The sequence below is a fragment of the Streptomyces sp. NPDC096079 genome (assembly GCF_040303145.1).
GTDB lineage: Bacteria > Actinomycetota > Actinomycetes > Streptomycetales > Streptomycetaceae > Streptomyces.
The window spans coordinates 22,698-43,791 of the sequence record NZ_JBEOST010000006.1 but is presented as its reverse complement, the minus strand read 5'-3'; the positions used below and the strand labels follow the sequence as shown (position 1 = coordinate 43,791).

General features: G+C 69.3%; 14 protein-coding genes. 10 read left to right on the top strand and 4 right to left on the bottom strand.

Features of this window, described 5'->3' with window-relative positions; genetic code table 11:
* Window positions 1–14 precede the first annotated feature (14 nt).
* From ABTY59_RS14455 to ABTY59_RS14435, 5 genes are all read left to right on the top strand, one after another.
* Complete coding sequence (locus ABTY59_RS14455) at window positions 15–935, top strand: cyclase family protein (protein ID WP_352019588.1); 921 nt, start codon at window positions 15–17, stop codon at window positions 933–935.
* Between the two features lie 147 nt (window positions 936–1,082).
* On the top strand, window positions 1,083–2,663 hold the full coding sequence (locus tag ABTY59_RS14450; protein ID WP_352019251.1) for a GMC oxidoreductase: 1,581 nt from the start codon (window positions 1,083–1,085) through the stop codon (window positions 2,661–2,663).
* 165 nt (window positions 2,664–2,828) lie between these two features.
* A complete protein-coding gene (locus ABTY59_RS14445) occupies window positions 2,829–3,668 on the top strand; it encodes an SDR family oxidoreductase (RefSeq protein WP_352019250.1) in 840 nt (279 codons plus the stop codon).
* A 36-nt stretch (window positions 3,669–3,704) separates the two neighbouring features.
* Window positions 3,705–5,183, top strand: a complete 1,479-nt coding sequence (locus tag ABTY59_RS14440; RefSeq protein WP_352019249.1) for a cytochrome ubiquinol oxidase subunit I — start codon at window positions 3,705–3,707, stop codon at window positions 5,181–5,183.
* Window positions 5,180–6,238: a cytochrome d ubiquinol oxidase subunit II gene (locus ABTY59_RS14435; RefSeq protein WP_352019248.1), complete on the top strand. Its 1,059-nt coding sequence runs from the start codon at window positions 5,180–5,182 to the stop codon at window positions 6,236–6,238. The genes ABTY59_RS14440 and ABTY59_RS14435 overlap by 4 nt, the downstream gene beginning before the upstream one ends.
* Before the next feature lie 63 nt (window positions 6,239–6,301).
* Here ABTY59_RS14435 and ABTY59_RS14430 read toward each other — a convergent pair whose 3' ends face one another.
* Complete coding sequence (locus ABTY59_RS14430; protein WP_352019587.1) at window positions 6,302–8,185, bottom strand: glycoside hydrolase family 15 protein; 1,884 nt, start codon at window positions 8,183–8,185, stop codon at window positions 6,302–6,304.
* A gap of 326 nt (window positions 8,186–8,511) precedes the next feature.
* Here ABTY59_RS14430 and ABTY59_RS14425 point away from each other — a divergent pair, with 326 nt between their 5' ends.
* Entirely contained in the window at window positions 8,512–9,870 is a 1,359-nt protein-coding gene (locus ABTY59_RS14425) for a chloride channel protein (protein ID WP_352019247.1), read from the top strand.
* 80 nt (window positions 9,871–9,950) lie between these two features.
* On the opposite strand, the gene ABTY59_RS14420 is transcribed toward ABTY59_RS14425, so the two are convergent.
* Both ABTY59_RS14420 and ABTY59_RS14415 read right to left on the bottom strand, forming a co-directional pair.
* Window positions 9,951–11,069 carry a fatty acid desaturase family protein gene (locus tag ABTY59_RS14420; protein WP_352019246.1) on the bottom strand — a complete coding sequence of 373 codons (1,119 nt, stop codon included), beginning with the start codon at window positions 11,067–11,069 and terminating at the stop codon, window positions 9,951–9,953.
* Window positions 11,070–11,076: 7 nt separating this feature from the next.
* The gene (locus ABTY59_RS14415) at window positions 11,077–12,132 is read right to left on the bottom strand and encodes a ferredoxin reductase (RefSeq protein WP_352019245.1); all 1,056 of its coding nucleotides are present in this window, start codon (window positions 12,130–12,132) and stop codon (window positions 11,077–11,079) included.
* A gap of 87 nt (window positions 12,133–12,219) precedes the next feature.
* Here ABTY59_RS14415 and ABTY59_RS14410 point away from each other — a divergent pair, with 87 nt between their 5' ends.
* The 4 genes from ABTY59_RS14410 (at window position 12,220) to ABTY59_RS14395 (ending at window position 16,508) form a co-directional block, all read left to right on the top strand.
* Window positions 12,220–13,359, top strand: a complete 1,140-nt coding sequence (locus ABTY59_RS14410) for a PucR family transcriptional regulator (RefSeq protein WP_352019244.1) — start codon at window positions 12,220–12,222, stop codon at window positions 13,357–13,359.
* Window positions 13,360–13,895: 536 nt separating this feature from the next.
* Complete coding sequence (locus ABTY59_RS14405) at window positions 13,896–14,738, top strand: PP2C family protein-serine/threonine phosphatase (protein WP_352019243.1); 843 nt, start codon at window positions 13,896–13,898, stop codon at window positions 14,736–14,738.
* A 170-nt stretch (window positions 14,739–14,908) separates the two neighbouring features.
* A complete protein-coding gene (locus ABTY59_RS14400; RefSeq protein WP_352019242.1) occupies window positions 14,909–15,874 on the top strand; it encodes an MASE1 domain-containing protein in 966 nt (321 codons plus the stop codon).
* Window positions 15,875–15,965: 91 nt separating this feature from the next.
* Window positions 15,966–16,508 (top strand): SMI1/KNR4 family protein, encoded by a 543-nt coding sequence (locus ABTY59_RS14395; protein ID WP_352019241.1) that lies wholly within the window; start codon window positions 15,966–15,968, stop codon window positions 16,506–16,508.
* A gap of 72 nt (window positions 16,509–16,580) precedes the next feature.
* On the opposite strand, the gene ABTY59_RS14390 is transcribed toward ABTY59_RS14395, so the two are convergent.
* Window positions 16,581–21,086 (bottom strand): hypothetical protein, encoded by a 4,506-nt coding sequence (locus ABTY59_RS14390; RefSeq protein WP_352019240.1) that lies wholly within the window; start codon window positions 21,084–21,086, stop codon window positions 16,581–16,583.
* Window positions 21,087–21,094: the final 8 nt, after the last annotated feature.

The window sequence follows — 21,094 nt, the reverse complement described above, 5'->3', positions numbered from 1 at the left end:
CGGTGGCAGCCGAGATGACCGCCCAGGCTTTCCGCGCACTCTACGAGCACCTTCGGAGCCGGGCGACGGCCCAGCCGACAGCGGACGGCCGGTGCGGCGCGCTCAGCCATCTGACGCCCGAGCGGGTGGCAGCGGCCGCTGCGGAGGTCCGCCTCGGACGCACGGTGTCACTGGCCGCTCCGATCGAGACCGTGCCGGGCCCCGACGACCCCGAGCCCGCGGTGCACCGGATGACCGGGCCTGCTCCGGACGACCTCGCCGCGGAGGGGCTGCACTTCGCCACCGACCGCTTCGCCATGAACGTGCACGGGGACGCGGACAGCCATCTCGACGCGCTCTGCCACGTGCTGCTCGACGGTGAGCTGTACGGCGGGGTGCCTGCGAGCAGCGTGACGCCCGAGGGTGCCCGTGCCCTCTCCGTCGACCTGGCCGCGGACGGCATCGTCGGTCGCGGCGTACTGCTGGACGTCCCGCGGCTGCGTGGCGTGCCCTGGCTGGAACCGGGCGACCATGTGACCTCGGGCGACCTGAGGGCCGCCGAGGCCGTGCAGGGAGTCCGCGTCGCACCGGGAGACCTGCTCTTCGTCAGGACGGGCCATCGTCTTCGGCGCACCGCACTCGGGCCGTGGAACACGGCCACGGCGCGGGCCGGCCTTCATCCGACCGCCGTGCAGTTCCTGGCCGAGCGCGAGGTCTCGGTCCTGGGCGGAGACGGCAACAACGACACCGCGCCCAGCGCGGTGCAGGGCATCTCCTTTCCCGTGCACGTCCTGGCCGTCCATGCCTTGGGCATCCCCCTGATGGACTACCTGCAGTTCGAGGACCTGCGCCGCCTCTGCGGGCGGGCGGGGCGATGGAGTTTCCTGTGTACGGTCGCCCCACTGCGGCTGCCCGGAGCCACCGGCTCGCCGGTGAACCCCATCGCGGTGCTGTGACCGACGGGGCCGGTCGGCCTCCCTCCTTCCGGTCGCCGACCGGAAGGAGGATGGATACGTTCGAAGGGGTGGGACGCGCTGCCCGCACAGCGGGCAGACAGCGCCCGCCCCCAGTTCAAGGCCGTGATCACAAGGACGGTGGTCGCCGTGGGCGACGCCCCTCATTACGACGTCATCATCATCGGTACCGGCGCCGGCGGTGGCACCGTCGCCCATCGGCTCGCCCCGTCCGGCAAGCGCGTACTCCTCGTCGAACGTGGCGGCTACCTGCCGCGCGAGCGGGACAACTGGGACTCGACGGCCGTGTTCGTCAAGGGCAAGTACCGGGCGCCGGAGTTCTGGCTGGACAAGGACGGCAGCGAGTTCCCTCCCGAGGTCAACTACTACGTCGGCGGAAACACCAAGTTCTACGGGGCCGCCCTCTTCCGACTGCGGCCCGAGGACTTCGGCGAGCTCCGCCATCACGGCGGCCTCTCCCCCGCCTGGCCGATCCGGTACGAGGATCTGGAGCCGTACTACACGCAGGCCGAGCACCTCTACCTCGTGCACGGGCGGCACGGCGAGGATCCGACCGAGGGCGCGGCGAGCGCCCAGTACGCCCATCCGCCCGTGGAGCACGAGCCGCGCATCCAGCAGTTGAGCGACGACCTCGAGAAGCGTGGCCTCCACCCCTTCCATCTGCCGATCGGTGTCCATCTCAGCCAGGAGGCAGGCGGGCGGGCCACCCACTCCAGTGTCTGCATCCGGTGCGACCGGGTGGACGGCTTTCCGTGTCTGGTACGCGGCAAGTCGGACGCCGAGGTCATCTGCGTGGAACCGGCCCTGCGGCATCCGAACGTCGAGATGGTCACGGACACACACGTGGTCCGCCTGGAGACCGATGCGAGCGGCCGCACTGTCAGCGCGGTCGTCGGCCGACTGCCCGACGGCTCGGAGGTCCGGTTCACAGCGGACGTGGTCGTCGTCTCCTGCGGGGCGGTCAACTCCGCCGCGCTGCTCCTGGCCTCGGCGAACGAGCACCATCCGAACGGTCTCGCGAACAGCTCGGACGTGGTCGGCCGCTTCTACATGCGGCACAACAACCTGGCCCTGATGGCGGTGTCGAAGGAGCCCAACGACACCCGGTTCCAGAAGACCCTGGCCCTGCACGACTGGTACCTGGGGGCGGACGACTGGGACTACCCGCTCGGCGGCATCCAGATGCTGGGCAAATCGGACGCCGAGCAGATCCACGGCGAGGCCCCGCGGTGGGCCGGTGCGGTCACACCGGACATGCCGTTCGAGGTGCTGGCACACCATGCCGTCGACTTCTGGCTGTGCGGCGAAGACCTGCCCCTGGCCGACAACCGGGTCACCCTCGACGGTGACGCCCGCATCCACCTCGCTCTCGACGAGAAGAACAACACCGAAGGCCTGAAGCGGCTGCGGCACAAGCTGCAGGGCATGCTCGGCCACCTGGGCATGCACGAGCACCACCTGCTGTCCCACAGCATCTATCTGCACAAGGGCATGCCGATCGGTGCGACAGCGCACCAGGCGGGCACCGTACGCTTCGGCACCGACCCCGCCGCCTCCGCGCTGGACGTCCACTGCAAGGCACACGACCTCGACAACCTCTACGTCGTCGACACGAGCTTCTTCCCGAGCATCGGCGCGGTCAACCCGTCATTGACAGCCATCGCCAATGCCCTCCGCGTCGGAGACCACCTCTTGGCTCGGTTGAGCTGAGAATCCGGGATCCGTTGGGCCGATCGTACGAAGATGATCGGCCCAACGGCCCAACAGTGGTTCTCCTCGCATGCCGCCCGCCGATGGTGGTGATTGCGTGACCGCCATGCCCCGCCGGACGGCAGCCGGGCGGGGCCCGGTCGCGCAGCGAGGAGGCAGGGCAACATGGGTTCCACCGTGGAGACACCGGAGGGTGTGATCCCCGCACGTCTGCTGCAGGGCCAGAAGGCACTGGTCACCGGGGCCAATTCGGGCATCGGCAAGGCCACGGCCATCGGTCTGGGCCGAGCCGGCGCCGACGTGGTCGTGAACTACGTGGCCGACCGTGACGCGGCCGAGGAAGTGGTCAAGGAGATCGCTTCGCTCGGGGTGCGCGCGGCGGCGTACGAGGCGGACGTGTCGCGGGAGGACCAGGTCACGGCCATGATGGACCGGATGGTCGAGGAGTTCGGGACCATCGACATCCTGGTCGCCAACGCGGGACTGCAGCGGGACGCCCGGCTGACCGACATGACCCTCGCCCAGTGGCAGAAGGTCATCGACGTCAACCTCACCGGTCAGTTCCTGTGCGCCCGGGAGGCGGCCAAGGAGTTCCGGCGCCGCGGCGTGGTACCCGAGGTCTCCCGCGCCGCCGGGAAGATCATCTGCATGAGTTCGGTGCACCAGATCATCCCTTGGTCGGGCCACGTCAACTACGCGTCCTCCAAGGGGGGCGTGCAGATGATGATGCAGACCCTGGCCCAGGAGCTCGCGCCGGAGAGGATCCGGGTCAACGCCGTCGCCCCGGGGGCGATCAGAACGCCGATCAACCGCGCCGCCTGGGAGACGGCCGAGGCCCGAAAGGACCTGCTGAGGCTGATCCCGTACGACCGGATCGGCGACCCCGAGGACATCGCCAACGCCGTGGTCGCCCTTTCCTCCGATCTCATGGACTACGTGGTGGGAGCCACGCTCTACGTCGACGGCGGGATGACCCTCTTCCCGGGCTTCGCCACCGGCGGCTGATCCTGTTCCCGTACGTCACGATCAGCGAAGGCGCGTATGTCCACCTCGTTCCACCTGCTGGCGGATGCCCCGGCCCAGCTGCTGCCGGCTCGGGAACTCATGGCCTTCACCCTGGCGTCCCACATCATCCTGGTGCCCCTGGGCGTGGCCTTCCCCTTCATCACCCTGGTCATGCACTACCGCGGGCTGCGCCGCAAGGACGCCACGGCACTCCTCCTGGCGCGGCGCTGGTCGGCCGTCATGGCGGTGCAGTTCGCGGTCGGCATCGTCACCGGCACCGTGCTCTCCTTCGAGTTCGGCCTGCTCTGGCCCGGCCTGATGGGCAGGTGGGGTGATGTCTTCGGCATCGGATTCGGCGTCGAGGCCTGGGCGTTCTTCCTGGAGGCGGTGCTCATCGCCATCTATCTGTACGGGTGGCGACGGCTGAAGCCCCGTACGCACTTCCTGCTGGGGCTGCCCTTGCCGTTCGCCGCGCTTCTCGGTGCTTTCGGGATCCTGGCCGCCAACTCCTGGATGAACACGCCACGGGGCTTCGCCCTCGACTCCGGGGGAAACCCGGTCGACGTGAACGTCTGGAAGGCGATCTTCACACCGATGTTCGGGCCGCAGTACTGGCACTTCGTCGTGGGGATGATCCTCACCGCGGGTTTCGTGGTGTCCGGTGTCTACGCCGTGGGCTGGCTGCGCGGCCGCCGGGACCACTACCACCGGCTCGGTTTCGCCGTTCCGTTCACGATCGCCGCGGTGGCCACACCGGTGCAGTTCGTCCTGGGCGACTCCATCGCCCGGTCGGTGTTCCACAAGCAGCCGGTGAAGTTCGCCGCGATGGAGATCGTCTGGCAGACCGACACCCGTGTGCCGGAGTACCTCTTCGGGCGTCTGCAGGAAGACGGGAGCATCAAGGGCGGCATCAGGATCCCGTTGCTCGACTCGTTCCTCGCCGGATTCAGCGCGGACACCGAGGTGGTGGGACTGACCTCCGTCCCGGCGGACCAGCGGCCGACGGCCACTCAGGCGACCATCGCCCACTGGGCCTTCGACCTCATGGTCCTGATCGGGTCCGCCCTGGTGCTGCTCGCCCTCTGGTACGGCCTGGTCTGGCTGCGGCACCGTCGACTTCCCGCCTCGAAGTGGTTCTACGGCCCGGCTGCCTGTGCGGGCGTCGCCTCCGTCCTGGCCGTCGAGTCGGGTTGGATCGCCACCGAGGTGGGCCGTCAGCCCTGGATCGTCTACCAGAACATGCGGGTCGCCGAGGCCGTGACCTCCACCCGCTCCACGACCCTGTGGATCACGCTCGGTGTGGTGATGTCGGTGTACGTCTTCCTGTTCGGCTCGTTCCTCGTCATCCTGCTCAAGATGCGCACGCGCTGGCGGCTGGCCGACGAACAGCAGGCGGCGGGAGGTACTGCGCAGGTACCGGAGGCGGACACCCCCTACGGGCCGCGGGCCCCCGTCCCCGCGGGTGACGCCCCTTACGACGGCGGAGCCGCCCGGGCCGGGGACGGCCACCCATGACCGCCGACCTCATCGCCGTGGTGCTGCTCCTCGCCGTGGCCGCGTACGCCTGCGCGGGCGGCACGGACTACGGGGCCGGCTTCTGGGATCTGACGGCCGGGGGAGCCGAGCGCGGCCGGCGGCCCCGATGGCTCATCGACCACGCCATGGCTCCCGTGTGGGAGGTCAACAACGTCTGGCTGATCTTCGTTCTCGTCATCATGTGGACCGGCTTCCCCCTCCTGTTCCAGACCGTGTTCTCCGCGATGTGGCTCCCCCTGGCGCTGGCCTCCATGGGCCTGGTGCTGCGCGGCGCCGGCTTCGCGTTCCGCAAGCCGTCCCGGCGGCTCGCGGGCCGGCGGCTGTACGGTGCCGTGTTCGCCGTGTCCTCGGTCGTCACGCCGTTCTTCCTCGGTGCCGCCGTCGGCGGGGTCGCGTCGGGACGAGTGGCGCCCGGAACCGCGGCCTCGGCTGACGCCTGGTCCAACCCCACCTCCATCATGTTCGGGCTGGTCGCCATCGCGACCACCGCCTTCCTCGGCGCGGTCTTCCTCACGGGCGACGCCCGCCGCTTCGACGCGCCGGATCTGGTCGGCTACTTCAGGCATCGGGCGCTGAGCACGCTCGGCGCGCTCACCGTCCTGTCGGTGATCACCGGCTTCGTCACCCACGAGGACTCCCCCTACGTCTGGCACGGACTCAGCCACGGCCTGGGGCTGCTCTTCGTCGTCGTGGCCGGGGTGGCGGCGCTCGCGACAGCCTGGCTGCTCCTGCGGACGCCGGGCACGTGGGTGCGCGTCACGGCGGTCGGCGTCGTCGCGTCCGCCGTCATCGCCTGGGGCATGGCGCAGCGCCCTTACCTCGTCCCCACCTCGCTGACCGTGGCCGACGCCGCCGGCGCACCCGCCACCCTGACGTGGCTGGCGATCGTCACCCTGGTGGCCCTGGTGCTCGTCGTGCCGGCCGTCGTCTTCCTCTACTGGTTGGACACCCACGAAGAACTGGAAGAGCTCGCCGACACCGATCTGCGCAGAGGAAGCGGCACGGACGGTGAGAGCGCGGCACCGAACGGCTGACCGCCCGGTCCTCCGCGCGCCTGGAATCCGAGGAAAGAACCCCGTGACGCAGGTTCCGTGGGACTACCTCCCGCCCCCGGGCGTCCCGTTGAGCTTCGCGTCCAGGGTGATCGCCGCATCGATCAGGGCCAGGTGAGTGAAGGCCTGCGGAAAGTTGCCCAGCTGTCGCCCCGTCAGGCCGATCTCCTCGGAGTACAGGCCGAGGTGGTTGGCGTACGACAGCATCTTTTCCAGGACCAGCCTGGCCATGTCGATTCGCCCGGCCCGGGCGAGGGCGTCGACGTACATGAACGTGCACAGGGAGAAGGTTCCTTCGGCACCGCGCAGTCCGTCGGGTGACGCCTCGGGGTTGTAGCGGTAGACCAGGCTGTCACTGACGAGCTCACGCTCCATCGCGTCCAGGGTGGACTTCCACGTCGGATCGTCCGGCGTGATGAAACCGACCGTCGGCATGCGCAGCAACGACGAGTCGAGGACATCATCACCGTAGTGCTGCACGAAGGCCTGCTTCCGCGGGTCCCAGCCCCGGCTGAGTACCTGCGCGTAGATCCCGTCGCGCGCGTCCACCCAGCGACCGCCGGCCGCGGGACGGCCGTCCTCGTAGGCCATCCGCAGGGCACGGTCGAAGGCCACCCAGGACATCACGCGGCCGTAGGTGAAGTCCTTCCGGCCGCCGCGGGTCTCCCACAGCCCTTCTCCGGGCTGGTCCCAGTGGTCGACCAGCCAGTCGAGCAGAACGTGCAGCGCCTTCCAGCCCCCGTTGTCCAGATGCATGCCGTGGCGGTGCGCGAAGTAGATGCTGTCGAGCGCCTCACCGTAGATGTCCAGTTGCAGCTGGGTCGCCGCTCCGTTGCCGATGCGGACGGGGGCGGAGCCGCAGTACCCCTCCCAGTGTTCCAGGGTCTCCTCTACCAGGTCGGAGGTGCCGTCGACGCGGTACATGATCTTCAGAGGCCCAGTGCCGCTTCCTCGGCCCGCCGCCTCTTCCTTCACCCGGTCGTGCAGCCAGCCGATGAACGCGGACGCCTCCTCCTTGAAGCCCAGCCCCAGCAAGGCGTACACCGAGAACGACGCGTCACGGATCCAGGTGAACCGGTAGTCCCAGTTGCGCTCACCACCCAGTTGCTCCGGCAGACCCGTGGTGGGCGCGGCGACCAGGGCGCCGGTCGGCGCGTAGGTCATGAGCTTCAGCGTCACAGCGGAACGTTCCACCGCCTCCCGCCAACGACCCGAGTAGGTGGACTGACCGAGCCACGAGCGCCAGAAGCCGACCGTCTCGCCGAACAGCTGATCGAACTCCGCCAGGCGGACTTCGCGCGGCGGCCCGGCGGGGGACGACTCCATGACCAATCCGCGCTGCTGCCCCGCCTGCAGGGTCAGTCGGAAGCGGAGGTCGTTGTCACCCGAGAGGATGTCCAGCAGCCTTTCGTCCTGCGGCTCACGGACGCTGTGGATGGCGAGGTCCATGTCCTCCGAGGTGAACAGGGCCCCGTGCTCCGTGATGTGCAGCTTGTGCGGCTTGCGCCCGTAGTCGAAGCGCGGAGCGATCTCCCCTTCGAACGTCATACTGCCCCGCACACAGCGCAGCATGCGGACCAGACGGTGCCGGTCTGTCGCCGTCGTGCCGGTCACCGGCATGAAGTCGACCACCTCGCCGGCCCCGGCCTCGGTCATGAAACGCGTCACCAGAACGGCCGTGTCCGGGTGGTAGAGCTGTTTGGTGGTGTAGGTGTCCGCGGCCGGCCTGACGGTGAAATGGCCACCCTTCCGCCGGTCGAGCAGAGCGCCGAAGAGGCTGGGCGAATCGAAGCGCGGACAGCAGAACCAGTCGATCGTCGCATCGGTGGTCACGAGGGCCGCCGTCTGCAGATCACCGATCAGGCCGTGGTTCTCGATCAGGGGATAGTCGTCCATACTGAGCCCCTTTCGGCGCCGTCGGACAACGATCGGGCACCGTTACACGGCAACCGAGGTGGACCAGGCACCATTCGGCCAGCTTAAGCCGACGGTGTCGTCCCGTCCTGGCGAGCGAGTCGCACCGGGCGATGACGGGAGCTCTGCCGCTGCGCCGCTCCGACAAGGCGCCGACGGTGCGGGCCCGATCGGGCCGGCCGCCCGACGCGGACCTTGGTCCGCCTGAATGACCAGCACTCCATCACCGCACCGAGGCGGTGAGCCCACCCGGTACGGCGGCCGCCGCGTGGTACCACGTCAGGAAGACGCCGGTGGACTGCCGCGATCCCTATGAATGTCGAGCCAAGGAGCTGATGCGCATGTCGGCCGACAGACCTGTCGGAGGACCGGGTGAGCCGGCGCCGGATTCCTTTGCCCTGGTCAGGACACGGGGTTACGTCGGGCTCCTGGTCATGGCGGCGGCGCTCGGAGTGCCGATCTCGGCAGCCGCGTACGGCTTCCTCGCCCTGGTCAACGAGCTCCAGCCGTGGACCTACACCGACCTGCCCAGGACGCTGGGCTTCCAGTCCACCCCTCCCTGGTGGCCCCTGCCGCTGCTCGCCGTCGCAGGCCTGCTGGTCGGAGCGAGCATCCGGTACCTTCCGGGAACCGCCGGCCACAAGCCCGCCGAAGGCTTGTCGACGACCGGCGCGCCGAAGCCGCGCGAGCTTCCCGGCATCTTCATCGCCGCCGTGGCCACGCTGGCCCTCGGTGCCGTACTCGGTCCCGAGGCACCGCTCATCGCCCTCGGCAGCGGCGCAGCCATCTGGCTCGTACGCCTGCTCAAGCCGGACCTGCCGGAGCAGGCCGGGGCCGTCGTCGGAGCCACCGGAAGCTTCGCCGCGGTGAGCACCCTGCTCGGGTCACCCATCACCGGGGCGTTCCTCCTCATGGAGGCTTCGGGAATCGGCGGGCCGATGCTCGGGGTCGTGCTGGTACCTGGCCTGCTCGCCGCCGGCATCGGCTCGCTCGTCTTCATCGGGCTGGACAGCTGGACCGGTCTCGGCACGTACTCGCTGGCGCTTCCGGAGGTCCCGCACGCCGACAGGCCCGATGTCGCCGAGTTCGGCTGGGCACTCGTCATCGGACTGGCGGCGGCCCTCGTCGGCACGGGCATCCGGCGGCTCGCCCTCCTGGCGCAGCCCCATGTCGAGCGGCGCCGGGTGACGGCCACCGTGTTGATGGGCCTGGCGGTCGCGGGGCTCGCCATCGCCTTCGCCGAAGGCACGGGGAAGGCCGCGACCGACGTGCTGTACTCGGGGCAGGCCGCCATGGGCCCGCTGCTCGCGAACAGCGCTGACTACTCCGTCGGTACGTTGACCCTGCTCGTCGCGTGCAAGGGGCTGGCGTACTGCGCCTCACTGAGCGCGTTCAGAGGAGGCCCGATCTTCCCGGCGATGTTCCTGGGGGCGACGGGCGGAATCGCGTTGTCCCACCTCCCTGGGCTGGAGCTCACCCCCGCGTTCGCGATGGGGATCGGAGGCATGTCGGTCACCATGCTCGGGCTCCCGCTGACCTCGGTGCTGTTGGCCACCCTGCTGCTGGGATCGCAGGGCCTCACCGTCATGCCACTCGTCATCGTCACGGTCGTGGTCGCCTATGTCGTGTCGAAAAGACTCAGCCCGCCACCAGCCGACGCGTCACAGGATCCGGCACGCAAGGAACCGATGACGAGGTGACCTGCCGTGACGTGTCGGTTGGCATGAGCGGGATCTGCTCCGGGACCTACCGTGGTTCTTGATCTCGGTTCCACCGGGAGTCAGGCTGCGGCGAGCGCCTGCTCGCGGTCCGACGTCGTGGCCTTGGGCGTCCTGTTCGGCAGCGAGAGCCGGAAGACCTTGCGCCACGCGGAGTACACCTGCTTGGGCAGCGGCCCGGTGACGTACTGCAGCTCGTACTTCTCGAACAGGGCGCGCACCTTCACCGCGACCTCGGCGTACCGGTTGCTCGGCAGGTCCGGGAAGAGGTGGTGCTCGATCTGGTGCGACAGGTTGCCGGTCATGAAGTGCATGGCCTTGCTGCCGCTGATGTTCGCCGAGCCCATCATCTGGCGCAGGTACCACTGGCCGCGCGTCTCGCCCTCGATCGACCGGCGCTCGAAGACCTGAACGCCCTCGGGGAAGTGCCCGCACATGATGACCGAGTGGGACCAGATGTTGCGGACCAGGTTCGCGGTGAACGTGGCGGCGAGCGTGGTGAGGAACGACGGGCCCGAGAGGAGCGGGTGGATCACGTAGTCCTTGAGCACCTGCTTGCGGATCTTGCGGCCCACGGCCCTGGCCCGCGCGCGGAACTCCGGGTTGTTGCGGCGGCGCTTGTGCAGATTCCTGCCGAGTTCAAGGTCGTAGGCGGCGATGCCGTACTCGAAGAAGCAGGCGTTGATGAAGTTCCACAGCGGCTGGCCGAGGTGGAACGGGCGCCATTTCTGGTCCTCGTCGACGCGCATGATGCCGTAGCCGAGGTCGTTGTCCTTGCCGATCACGTTGGTGTACGTGTGGTGCAGCTCGTTGTGCGAGTGCTTCCACTGATCCGCCGGCGATACGTGATCCCAGTCCCAGGTGGTGGAGTGGATCTTCGGGTCCCGCATCCAGTCCCACTGCCCGTGCAGGACGTTGTGGCCGATCTCCATGTTCTCCATGATCTTCGCCACGGACAGGCCGGCGGTGCCGATCAGCCACGCGGGCGGGAAGATCGAGAACAACAGGACGCCCCTGCTGACCAGCTCGAGTTTGCGCTGCGCCGAGATGACCTTGCGGATGTAGGCGGCGTCCTTCTCGCCACGGCCGGCGATCACCTCGTCGCGGATCGCATCCAGCTCGCGGCCGAGCTCCTCGATCTGCTCCGCGGTCAGGTGGGCGGTGGGGTCGATGGCGGTCAAGGTGCTCCTACCGTTCGATGTCGCAGGGGCCCGCCGCGGCGGACACGCAGGTCTGGATGAGGACGCCCGGCTCGGCTTCGGTGATCTCGCCGGTGCGCAGGTCGCGGACGGCGCCCGCCGTGAGCGGTGTGACGCAGCCGAAGCAGATGCCCATGCGGCACCCGGACGGCATGAGTACGCCGGCCTCCTCGCCGACTTCCAGCAACGGCGTGGCGCCGTCCGCGTCGACGGTCCTGCCGGAGGCACTGAACCTGACCTGGCCACCGTCGCCGCCGACGACAACGCCGGGGCGGAAACGTTCGGTGTGCAGGCGCTCCGGGACGCCGTGCTGCGTCCAGTGGTCCTCGGCGGCATCGAGCAGGCCTGCGGGCCCGCACGCCCAGGTCTCGCGCTCGGCCCAGTCGGGGACGAGTTCGCCCAGACGGGCGATGTCGAGCATGCCGTCCGTGTCGGTGTGCAGCTCGGTGAGACGCAGTTTCCTGTCCGCGACCAGGTCGTGCAGCTCGCTGCGGAAGATCACGTCGTGCGGCCGCGGTGCGGAGTGGACCATGACGACGTCGTCGAACTCGCTGTCGCGCAGCATGCCCATCACCGGCGTGATGCCGCTGCCGGCCGTCAGGTAGAGCACCTTGGCGGGCCTGGCCTCCGGCAACACGAAGTCACCGGTCGCCTGGTCGAGCTGGATCAGCGTGCCCGGTTCCGCCCTGCGGACCAGGTGGCTGCTGACCTTGCCGCCCGGGATCGCCTTCACGGTGATCGTGATCCGGCCGTCCGGACGGTTCGTCGGCGAGGTGACCGAGTAGGCACGCCACAGGCGCACCCCGTCGACGTCGACCCCGATCCGCACGTACTGACCGGCTGTGTGGCCGCGCCAGCCCCGTCCCGGCCTGATCACGATGGTCGCGGCGTCACCCGTCTCGGGGTGCACGGCCTCGATGCGCCCCCGCAGGTCGCCGCCCGCACGCAGCGGGCTCACCAGGTCCAGGTAGTCCGACGGCAGCAGCGGCGTCGTGACCATCTCCAGCAGTTTCCACGCCCCACTGCGGACGGCTGCACTCGTCATGACCCCAGCTTGATGCGCTTCGGGAGGTAAAGTCCTGTCCGCAGGACGTGAATCTGATCGGTCGAATTGTTCGCAGGGAACAAAAACGTGAGCCATGCAGTCCGGAGGGCCAGCGAACTGGTCCTGGATGAGACGACAGTCACCGCGCTTCGGGCCGCGCTGAGGACCACCGCCGACGAGGTCGTCCAGGCGATCATCGACGAGGTCCCGTCCTACGCGAACGCGCTTTCGGGCCGTATGGGCGTCACCATCCGCCGGGCCGTCCGCACCGCCCTGGGCCACTACCTCGACCTCGCGAGCGGAAACGCCACGGGCGGCGACGCCGGCGACGCGGCCTACGAACTGGGCCGAGGCGAGGTCCGCGACGGCCGTTCGATGGACGCCTTGCTCAGCGCCTACCGGGTCGGCGCCCGCGTGGCCTGGCGAGGCCTGGCCGCAGGAGCCGTACCCGCGGGTCTGCCCGCCGCGCAGGTGGCCAAGTTCGCCGAGCTGACCTTCGCCTACATCGACGAGCTCTCCGCCGCGAGCGCCGCGGGCCACGCCGACGAACTGGCCGCGCGGGGCCGGGCCCACGAGCGCCACCTGGAACAGCTGGCCCGTGACCTCCTCTCCGGCGCGAGCCCGGACGTGCTCCTTGCCGCTGCGGGGCGGGCCGCGTGGCAGCCGCCGGCTTCGCTGACCGCAGTCCTGCTGCCCGCCGCCCAGGCCCGGCCGGCGTACCGCGCGCTCGACCCGGGCACCCTCGTCCTCGACGATCTTCCGGACGCCTCCGGCGTGCTGCTCGTCCCCGATGCCGACCGGGCGCACCTCCTGAGGCAGCTGCCCGACCGCACCGCCGTGGTCGGCCCGGCCCGGCCGTGGACGCGTGCGTCCGCCTCGTACGCACGAGCCGTACGAGCGCGCTCCCTCTCCTGCGACATCCGCGACACTGAGGACCACCTGCCCGAGCTGGTACTGAGCGCCGACGCGGACGCGTTCGCCGACCTGCGTGTCCGAGCCCTCGCACCGTTGCGGACCTTGTCGGCCGCGACCGCGCGGCGGCTCGAGGAGACGTTGCGGGCGTGGCTGCTGCACCAGGGCAGGCGGGACGAGGTGGCGGCGACGTTGTTCGTCCACCCCCAGACCGTCCGGTACCGGATGTCGCAGCTGCGGGAGCTGTTTCCGGATCTCGGGTCGCCGCACCGGGTTCTCGAACTGACGCTGGCGGTCGGTCTCCGGGTGGGCTGACGCGGTCTCCGATCCACGACCTCGTCCCGGACCATTTCCGGACGAGCTCTCGCCGCCGGTCCGGGCAGCCGGGGCGGCCAGGCGCGCCAGTTCAGCTCCCGAACCACATCCAGCTCCTTGGGGCCGGTGGGGCGCCACAGGGTCGTCGTCGCTTGCCGGCAACGCGATCGGGCCCTCGGACCTGCTGGCCGGCAGCCATTCGGAGCTCGCCGCACGCGGTGCGCGCGGCCGGCTCGTCTCGGTCGGCACACAGGGTGATGGAGAACGCGTTGATTCGCGCGGCATCGGCCTGCTCGGTCCGGACGCAGGTCAGGGGCAGGGCGATGCCGACGATCTCGCCGAAACCGCTGCTCGTTCCGGCGGTGTGGGGTGATCACACCGGAATCCGCCGCGTTCTGCGCCGATGAGATGCGGACGCCGTCCCCTCCGGGCAGAGTGGGGAAGGACCTGTTCGTACCGAGGTGGTCCCCTGTGGTCCCGCGTACTGGAGACCGGGACGAAGCAAAGCGAGGATTGTCGTGACGTCGGAGTGATCGATGTTCCGCAGACGGCCGGCCGACACGAGCGAGGACCTTCTGGTCCGGCTCGGGTCGCTGACCGCCAGGGCGCGGGAGCTGGCCGAGACGCAGCGTTCCCGTGTCGAGCTCGCCGTGGCCCTGCAACGCGACATGCTGCCGTCGGAACTGCCCAGTATTCCGGGCGCCCGGCTGGCCGTCCGCTACGAGCCCGCCAACCACGGGCTCAACGTCGGCGGTGACTGGTACGACGCCTTCTCCCTGCCCGGCGGGCAGATCGGCATGTCCATCGGTGACGTGCAGGGACACAACATCGAGGCCGCCGCCTTCATGGGACAGGTCCGTGTGGCACTGCGCGCGCTGGCCTCCGTCACCGGAGACCCGGGAGAGCTGCTCGGTCGCACCAACGACCTGCTCATCTCTCTGGGCGCCGACCTCTTCGCCACCTGTACCTTCCTGCGGCTCGACCCCGCTGCCGGCACCCTGGATTGTGCCCGGGCCGGTCACATCCCCCACATCTGGGCCACCACCGACGGCCGCTCCGGCATCGACGACAGCGAGGGCGGGCCTCCACTCGGTGTGCTGCGCGGCGTCGACTACCCGGCCACGCGCCACCGGCTCACCTCCGACGGTGTCTTCGTCCTCCTGACCGACGGGGTGGTGGAGGGGCCCTCCCTCCACGTCGACGAGGGTCTGGACCGGGTGACGCGCCTCGCCGGGATCACCGCCGTCGCCGGGATGGACGTCGACGCGCTCGCCACCGCCGTCATGAAGCTGGCGGCCACGGTGGGGCACGAGGACGACGCGGCCGTCCTGGTCGTCGGCCATGACGGCGGTCCGGCCCGGACGACGGCCGAGGAGTGAGGGGCGGGGGCTCGCCTCGGGCCGGGTCGGTCCTCGGACCGGCCCGGGCCCGTGCCGGACGGCGGCGCCCGACACGCAGGGGCCTTGCCCGGTCGTAGCGGCCCGGCCGGTGTCTGATGGCTGACGTGTTGGATACTCGGCAGTACCGGTCCTCTACCGAGACGGCTCTGATGTCGCTGGCCGTGGCGGTGTGCTACTACGCGGCCGGACGGCTCGGCCTGATGGGACGCCTCGTCGTCGAAGGCGTGGTGGTCACCCCCATCTGGCCTCCCACTGGCGTCGCCGTCGCCGCCCTGCTGCTGCTCGGCGCGCGGGTCTGGCCCGGGATCGCCCTCGGCTCCTTCCTCGTCATCGCCTCCCTCACCACTCCGGGGCCCACCACCGTGGTCACCGTGGTCAGCAACACCGTCGCGCCACTGTGTGCCTTCCTCCTGTTGAGACTGGCCGGCTTCCGGCGCGACATGGCGCGGCTGCGGGACGGACTCTCCCTGGTCTTCCTCGGCGGTTTCGGCGCCATGATGATCAGCGCCACCGCGGGGGTCGGACTCCAGGTGGCGAAGAGCTCCCTGGACGAGAGCGAGTTCTGGCCCGTCTGGCTGGCCTGGTGGGTGGGCGACACGATGGGCGTGCTGCTCGTCGCCCCGCTCCTGCTCGTCCTCGCGGGGCCGCACGGACGGCTCCGGGCACGGCGGTGGAAGGAGGCGGTCTTTCTGGGGCTGGCGACCCTGGTCCTCATGCCGATGGCCGTGCTCAGCCCGATGAGCATGCTGTTCCTCGTCTTCCCCCTGCTGATCTGGGCGGCGCTCCGCTTCCAGCTCGCCGGAAGCATGCTGTGCGCGCTCTTCGCCTCCGTGCTCGCCACCTTCGAGGCGACTTCCGGACAGGGCGCGTTCCTCCACCTCACGGACGTCGAGATCATGGCCAAGCTCCAGGCGTTCAACGGTTCCGCCGCCCTGACCGCCCTGCTGCTCGCCTCCGTCATCACCGAGCAGCGTGCGACCCGCCGGTCGGTGCGCCGCGCCTGCGAGGAACTGGCGGAGGTCCTGGAGCACCTCGCGGCGGGCGAGCCCTCACCGGGTCCGTCCGGCGCCACCGAGAGCCGAGCGGCCCCACGCGGCGGGGACCGGAATCCGTGATCCAGGCGCCGGTGCAGGCGCGGGGGTCCGGCTACAGTAGGTGAGCCTGTCGAGTGGCCTGGCGAATCCGTGCAGAGAGGGGCAGCGGGGAATGAGTGCGGTGGAGAGCTGGTCCCGCGTCATGGAGCTCCTCCGGGAGTATGCTCCGGCCGATCACGCGGACCTGCCCGGCCCGGCCCCCGAGCGGACACTCGTGGCCGCCGAGGAGCGCATGGGTGTCCCCTTGCCCCAGGACCTGCGGGCGTGGCTGCTGCAGAACAACCTGGATCTGCCCGAGGACGAGGTGGACGACGACGTCGCCTGCTGCGGTTACGACGGGTTCCCGGACGAGGGCAGCTTCTTTCTGGGCATCCGGGCGATGGAGAAGCTCTACGCGAACCACCCCTTGTCCGGTGGGGACGAATGGCGCAAGGAGTGGATCCCGTTCCAGTCGGACCGTGACGGCTGGATGGGACAGTTCATCGACGCGAGGGACGGACGCATCGGCAGATGGTTCGTGGGTGCGCCCACGGTCACCGGCGAGTACGCGTCACTGGCTGACTACTTCGACACCGTGGCGGAGATGCTGACCAGGATCGGCGCGGGGGACTATCCGGTCTGTTCCGTTGCCGAAGGGCGACTTGTCTGGTCGTGAGGCTGCGAGGCCGCGAAACGGAAGTGCCCCCCGGAACCGAAGATCGGCCGGGGGGCACTGCTCATGATCCGGTTACGGAGTGGGCGCGGTGAATCCGTCGAGGTCGACCCAGTAGTCGTCGTCCTCCATCAGGCGCTGTTCCTTGACGAACCCGCCGAACGGCTGCATCGACTGGGTGTTCTGCCAGTTCGACATCGAGGACCGGCCGCAGAGCTCCTTCCACGTCGGTGCCGTGGCATCCGGGCGCAGGCGGAGCGTCATGGTGTCGTCCTGGTTGCGCTTGACATAGGTCTGTACGCATTCCGCCCCGCTGTAGCCGACGTGCGGGCTGGTGGTGCTGTGGAGGTTTCCGGCGCTCTGGTGGGCGTTGGCGAAGGCGAACTCGTCGCAGCTCTCCACGTCGGTACGCGGCTCGCCCGCGTCCAGGGTCCACAAGTCGCTGAACAGGCCGGTGCCCCGGTACTTCGTCCACTTTCTGCCGCAGATGACCTGACGGTTGCGGTACTGCTGCGTCTTGCCGGTGCCGTCGGCGGACAGCTTGTTGTCCAGGTAGGTGAGCGGCTGTCCACCGTTGCTGTTGCCCCACTTGACGTTGGTCTTGCGCCACATCATGTCGATGTGTGCCGCGGCCCCGGGGAACTTCTTGGAGTTCATGACATATGTCGGCTTGTAGCCGGAGAACACACAGCCGGTACCCGCGTTGACGACCTCCTTGTCGCAGCGGATGTTCAGCTTGGCGCTCTCGAATTCGGACGGATTCACGACCGAAGTGCTGTTGACCCTACCGCCGAGAGACAGGTACGGCATGATCGAGTTCTTGGTGGCGGCGCCACTGGGCGACCACTTGAACCGCGTGGTCACGGTCCGCCGGAGCGTGTCGCCCTTGGCGAAGGTCTTCGACCCGTTCCAGTCGACGCTGGTGACGTCGCAGTAACCTCGGCACTTGGCCGCGAAGTCGAAGGTGGCGGAGTTCACCGAACCGTCCATCGACTTCAGCCGGATTTCGGCGACCTGCGAGAACGCGTCGCTCTTCGGGTCGAGGTAGTACGTCATGTAGAGGTCGAAACTCGCGCTCCCCAGCGGGACGACCGGGACGGTGTTCGAGTACTCCGTCATCCCGTAGTCGCTGTGGATACAGGCGGTGGTGCGCTTGCGGGCGAGGTTGTGGTTGATCGTCGAGCACGTCGCGGTGGTCGTGGCGGCCATCGCCCTCGACGCCACCGTGGCGGTCTTCGCCGAGGAGCTGCGGGCCGCGGAGAAGGTGCCGTTGGTGATGTCCTCCTCCGGCTCGACCGGCGCAGGATCCGGAGCGGTCGGGTCGGCCTTCATACTGCCGGTCAGCGCCTGGCCTTCGTACGTGCCCGGGACGAACGCCACCGCGTCGAAGGCGATGTCCGCCGACCCGTCGCCGCCGTTGAAGTTGTCGAGCCTCACCTCGGGGATCTGGTCACCGAATTCGTAGGCACCCAGGTCCACCCACTTGTTGGCCTGGTTCGCCGTCTGCGAGATCGTCGCCTCCACTTCCCCTTCGGGGGTCTGCATCCGGTACACGGCGTTGGCGGTCTGCGCCCCGTGGTCGGGTATGTGCGCGAAGATCTTCGCCTGGCGCGTGGTGTTGGTCAGCGGAGCGTTCAGCTTCCACGTGCCGGTCACCTTCAGACGCTCGGCGGCGGCCGGGTCCGACTCGGGCGAGCGGGTGTGCGTGAACCAGAAGTGGTTTCCGTAGCCCGCACCGATCTGATGCGTGTCGATCTTCCCCGGATACGTGGTGACGGTGGTCGGGTTGTCCGTACCGTCGTTGGTGAGATCCATCTGGGTGTCCCACGGGACGTACGTGAAGTTGAACGTGCCGCTCGACTTCACCGCCCCGCATCCCCGCTTGGCGTCCACGCCGGCGGGTATGGTCCCGTCCGCCACGTCGTCGACCACCAGGGCGTTGGCGGGCAGAGCCGTGGTGGCGCAGTTCGGCGGGTAGGAGCCGGCATCCGGCTGCTCGCCGTAGGACGTCGAGAAGCGGTGCACGCCGTTGCCGCACTTGGCCCCCGTGGTGCAGTTCTTCCACTGCGCCTCGGTGACCGGCTGGTTCCACCAGCAGTGCAGCCAGTGCGGGTTGGTCTTGCTGTTGCCCGCGTCCAGGGTGCAGGCACCCTGGCCCTGGTCGTTGGAGTCGTTGTCGCCGATCTTGGCCGGGTTGCAGTTGTTCGACGCGTTGCAGAACAGGTCGATCGGAGGCTTGGCGCTCGCGCGGTCCGCGTTGCTGTTCCACCATGCGCCCTTGTAGCCCGCCTGGAAGTCACCGGGAGCGAACATCGCCGAGATCGGGCGCGCCGCCCAGCCGATCACCTTCTCCTCGTACGGCCAGTCCTGCGGGTGCGCGGCGTGGCTGTAGTCGTCCTTGGAGGTGTCGGTGGCGTGCTGCAGGAACGGCACCCGGTTGGCCTTCCACAGCGGGTTGGCCGGGTTGTTCGTCCAGCCCACGCCCGAGTGCCCCGCGGAGTCGGCGGTGTCGTAGAAGCCGGAGTTGTACGCCCAGAGGGCGAAGAACCAGTTCTCGATCCACTTGGGGTGGCCGCCGTTGATCTTCATGCCGGCGTTGTAGGTCTGGTTCCACTTCTCGGACAGGATGCGCACACCGGCGGCGACGTTCGCCGTGTAGTCGAGGGCGACGGCTTCCTGCGCGACCGTCGACAGAGCGGTCTCGCCCGGCTTGGTCTTGCCCGCCAGCCGCATTCCGTCGGTGGCCTGGGTGATGCCGTAACCGCAGTCGGCATCGGCCCAGTTGATGCGCCACGGGTCGAGCTGCTCGCCCGAGGCGGCGTAGTCGACGCCGTAGTAGTTGCCGATCAGCGAGTTGGCGGTGACACCGGGCACGGCGAAGCGGGTGGCCTGCCACATGTTGGATTCCTGCGCGGTGATGCCGAGCATCACCTGTGCGGGAATGTGCCACTTGTCGGTGACGGCCGGGTCCTCGTTGTCGAGCTTGCCGTTGGGGTCACCCGCGAGCACGGTCGGCGGGAACAGGCCCTGGGGCTGGTAGCCGCCGGCGATGCCGGTGTTCTTCCAGTTGCTGTCGCGGTAGAAGTTCAGCTCACCGACGACGGCCTGGTCCACGGCCCATTCGACCTGGCGCGGAGTGGGCTGGAACGCCTGCTTCTTCACGTCGTTGCGGGCCACCGCGCAGTAGCGTTCCCCGGTGCCTTCGCTCGGGTCGTCGGTCTGCGCGGTGAGGGCCTGGGTACGGACGCTCTGCGTGGACAGGCCGTCGGTGCTCTTCCTGCCCGTGTCCGGGCCGGACTCGACCGGGCCGCCGGTGGGCAGGGCGGGGGACAGGGCGTGCCCCTGTGCCTCGTCGCCCACGCGGTGCGCTCCGGGGCGCAGGTCGAGGGTGACGGACTTGCCCGAGTCCAGCATGCGCAGGGCCGTACGGGCGGAGCGCGGCTTGGCGGCGTCCTCCGGGTTGACCAGGGTGGTCTTCCCATCGGACCAGGTGGTGGTCAGGGCCGCCTGGGCGTGGCTGGAGATCGCCGCGCCCTTGGGGAGCCTGCCGGGGTTGTGCACCCGCTTGGGCAGGGCCTTGGACGTGGCGTCACCGGTGACGAACACCTCGCCGCGCGCCGAGCGGGTCAGGTCCCAGGCGTACAGCCCGCCGGAGGCGACGGTGACGGGCTCGGTCTTCCTGCCCTGCCTCACCTTCGTACGGTCCAGGTGCTTGGCCCAGGCGGCCGGCTTGACGGACGCCTTCTTCTCCAACTCGCGGTCGATGAAGGTGACGCCGCCGTCGGCGTCGGCGGTGATCTGGAACGGCACCGCGGTGGTGGACGCCAGGGTCTTCTCGGCCGTGCCGTTGATCCGCACCAGCTTGTTGCCGTGGGCGGCGACGATGCCCTCGCGGGTGGGGATCGCCGAGGTGACCTGACCGGCGAACGCGACCGGCTTCGACACCTTGCCGGTGGCCGCGTCGACGGTGATCAGACGGGTCTGCTGCTTGGCGTCGCCGTCATGGCTGAGCTGGGTGAACACCGCCTGATCGCCCTGGCCGCAGCCGGGCGAGAAGTAGGCGAGCGACGACTGGAACGGCAGCTTGGTGACCTTGCCCGAGGTCAGGTCGACCACCGCGGTGAAGGCACCGCGCACCATCAGCTCGGGCTTGTTGGTGAACATCCGCGGCGCGTACGAGACGGCCGCGTACTTGCCGGACTCGGTGACGCAGTGGTTGCCGATCCAGGTGTCCGAGGCGAAACCGTCCTCGAACAGACTGGCCACCGTGCGGAGTTGGTAGCCGTCCTTCTCCTTGCCCGCAAGGAGGTGGAAGCCGGTGCCGTCACCGGTCGTGGTGACGGCGGTGTCCGCGGACTTCTCGTAGCCCTTGCCGAGCAGAGCGGCGCGGTCCTTCGCGGGGATCGCGGAGGGCTTCGGGGGGAGCTTCTTCTGCTGCTGGGTGGTGTCGCTCCACCCTTGTGCCGCGCCCTTGGGGGGCTTTGGTGCCTCGGCCTGCGCGGGCAGGCTCAGCGGTATCGCCAGCGCGGTGGTCACCGCGAGGGTGACCGGCACGCGCAGACGAATGGATATCTGTCTCAACTCTGTTC

What these genes read in the sequence shown, in the direction of transcription:
- ABTY59_RS14405 (WP_352019243.1), top strand. Translation starts at nt 13,896, where the DNA reads ATGTTCCGCAGACGGCCGGCCGACACGAGCGAGGACCTTCTGGTCCGG.
- ABTY59_RS14425 (WP_352019247.1), top strand. Translation starts at nt 8,512, where the DNA reads ATGTCGGCCGACAGACCTGTCGGAGGACCGGGTGAGCCGGCGCCGGAT.
- ABTY59_RS14400 (WP_352019242.1), top strand. Translation starts at nt 14,909, where the DNA reads ATGTCGCTGGCCGTGGCGGTGTGCTACTACGCGGCCGGACGGCTCGGC.
- ABTY59_RS14445 (WP_352019250.1), top strand. Translation starts at nt 2,829, where the DNA reads ATGGGTTCCACCGTGGAGACACCGGAGGGTGTGATCCCCGCACGTCTG.
- ABTY59_RS14415 (WP_352019245.1), bottom strand. Translation starts at nt 12,132, where the DNA reads ATGACGAGTGCAGCCGTCCGCAGTGGGGCGTGGAAACTGCTGGAGATG.
- ABTY59_RS14455 (WP_352019588.1), top strand. Translation starts at nt 15, where the DNA reads ATGACCGCCCAGGCTTTCCGCGCACTCTACGAGCACCTTCGGAGCCGG.
- ABTY59_RS14440 (WP_352019249.1), top strand. Translation starts at nt 3,705, where the DNA reads ATGTCCACCTCGTTCCACCTGCTGGCGGATGCCCCGGCCCAGCTGCTG.
- ABTY59_RS14395 (WP_352019241.1), top strand. Translation starts at nt 15,966, where the DNA reads ATGAGTGCGGTGGAGAGCTGGTCCCGCGTCATGGAGCTCCTCCGGGAG.
- ABTY59_RS14435 (WP_352019248.1), top strand. Translation starts at nt 5,180, where the DNA reads ATGACCGCCGACCTCATCGCCGTGGTGCTGCTCCTCGCCGTGGCCGCG.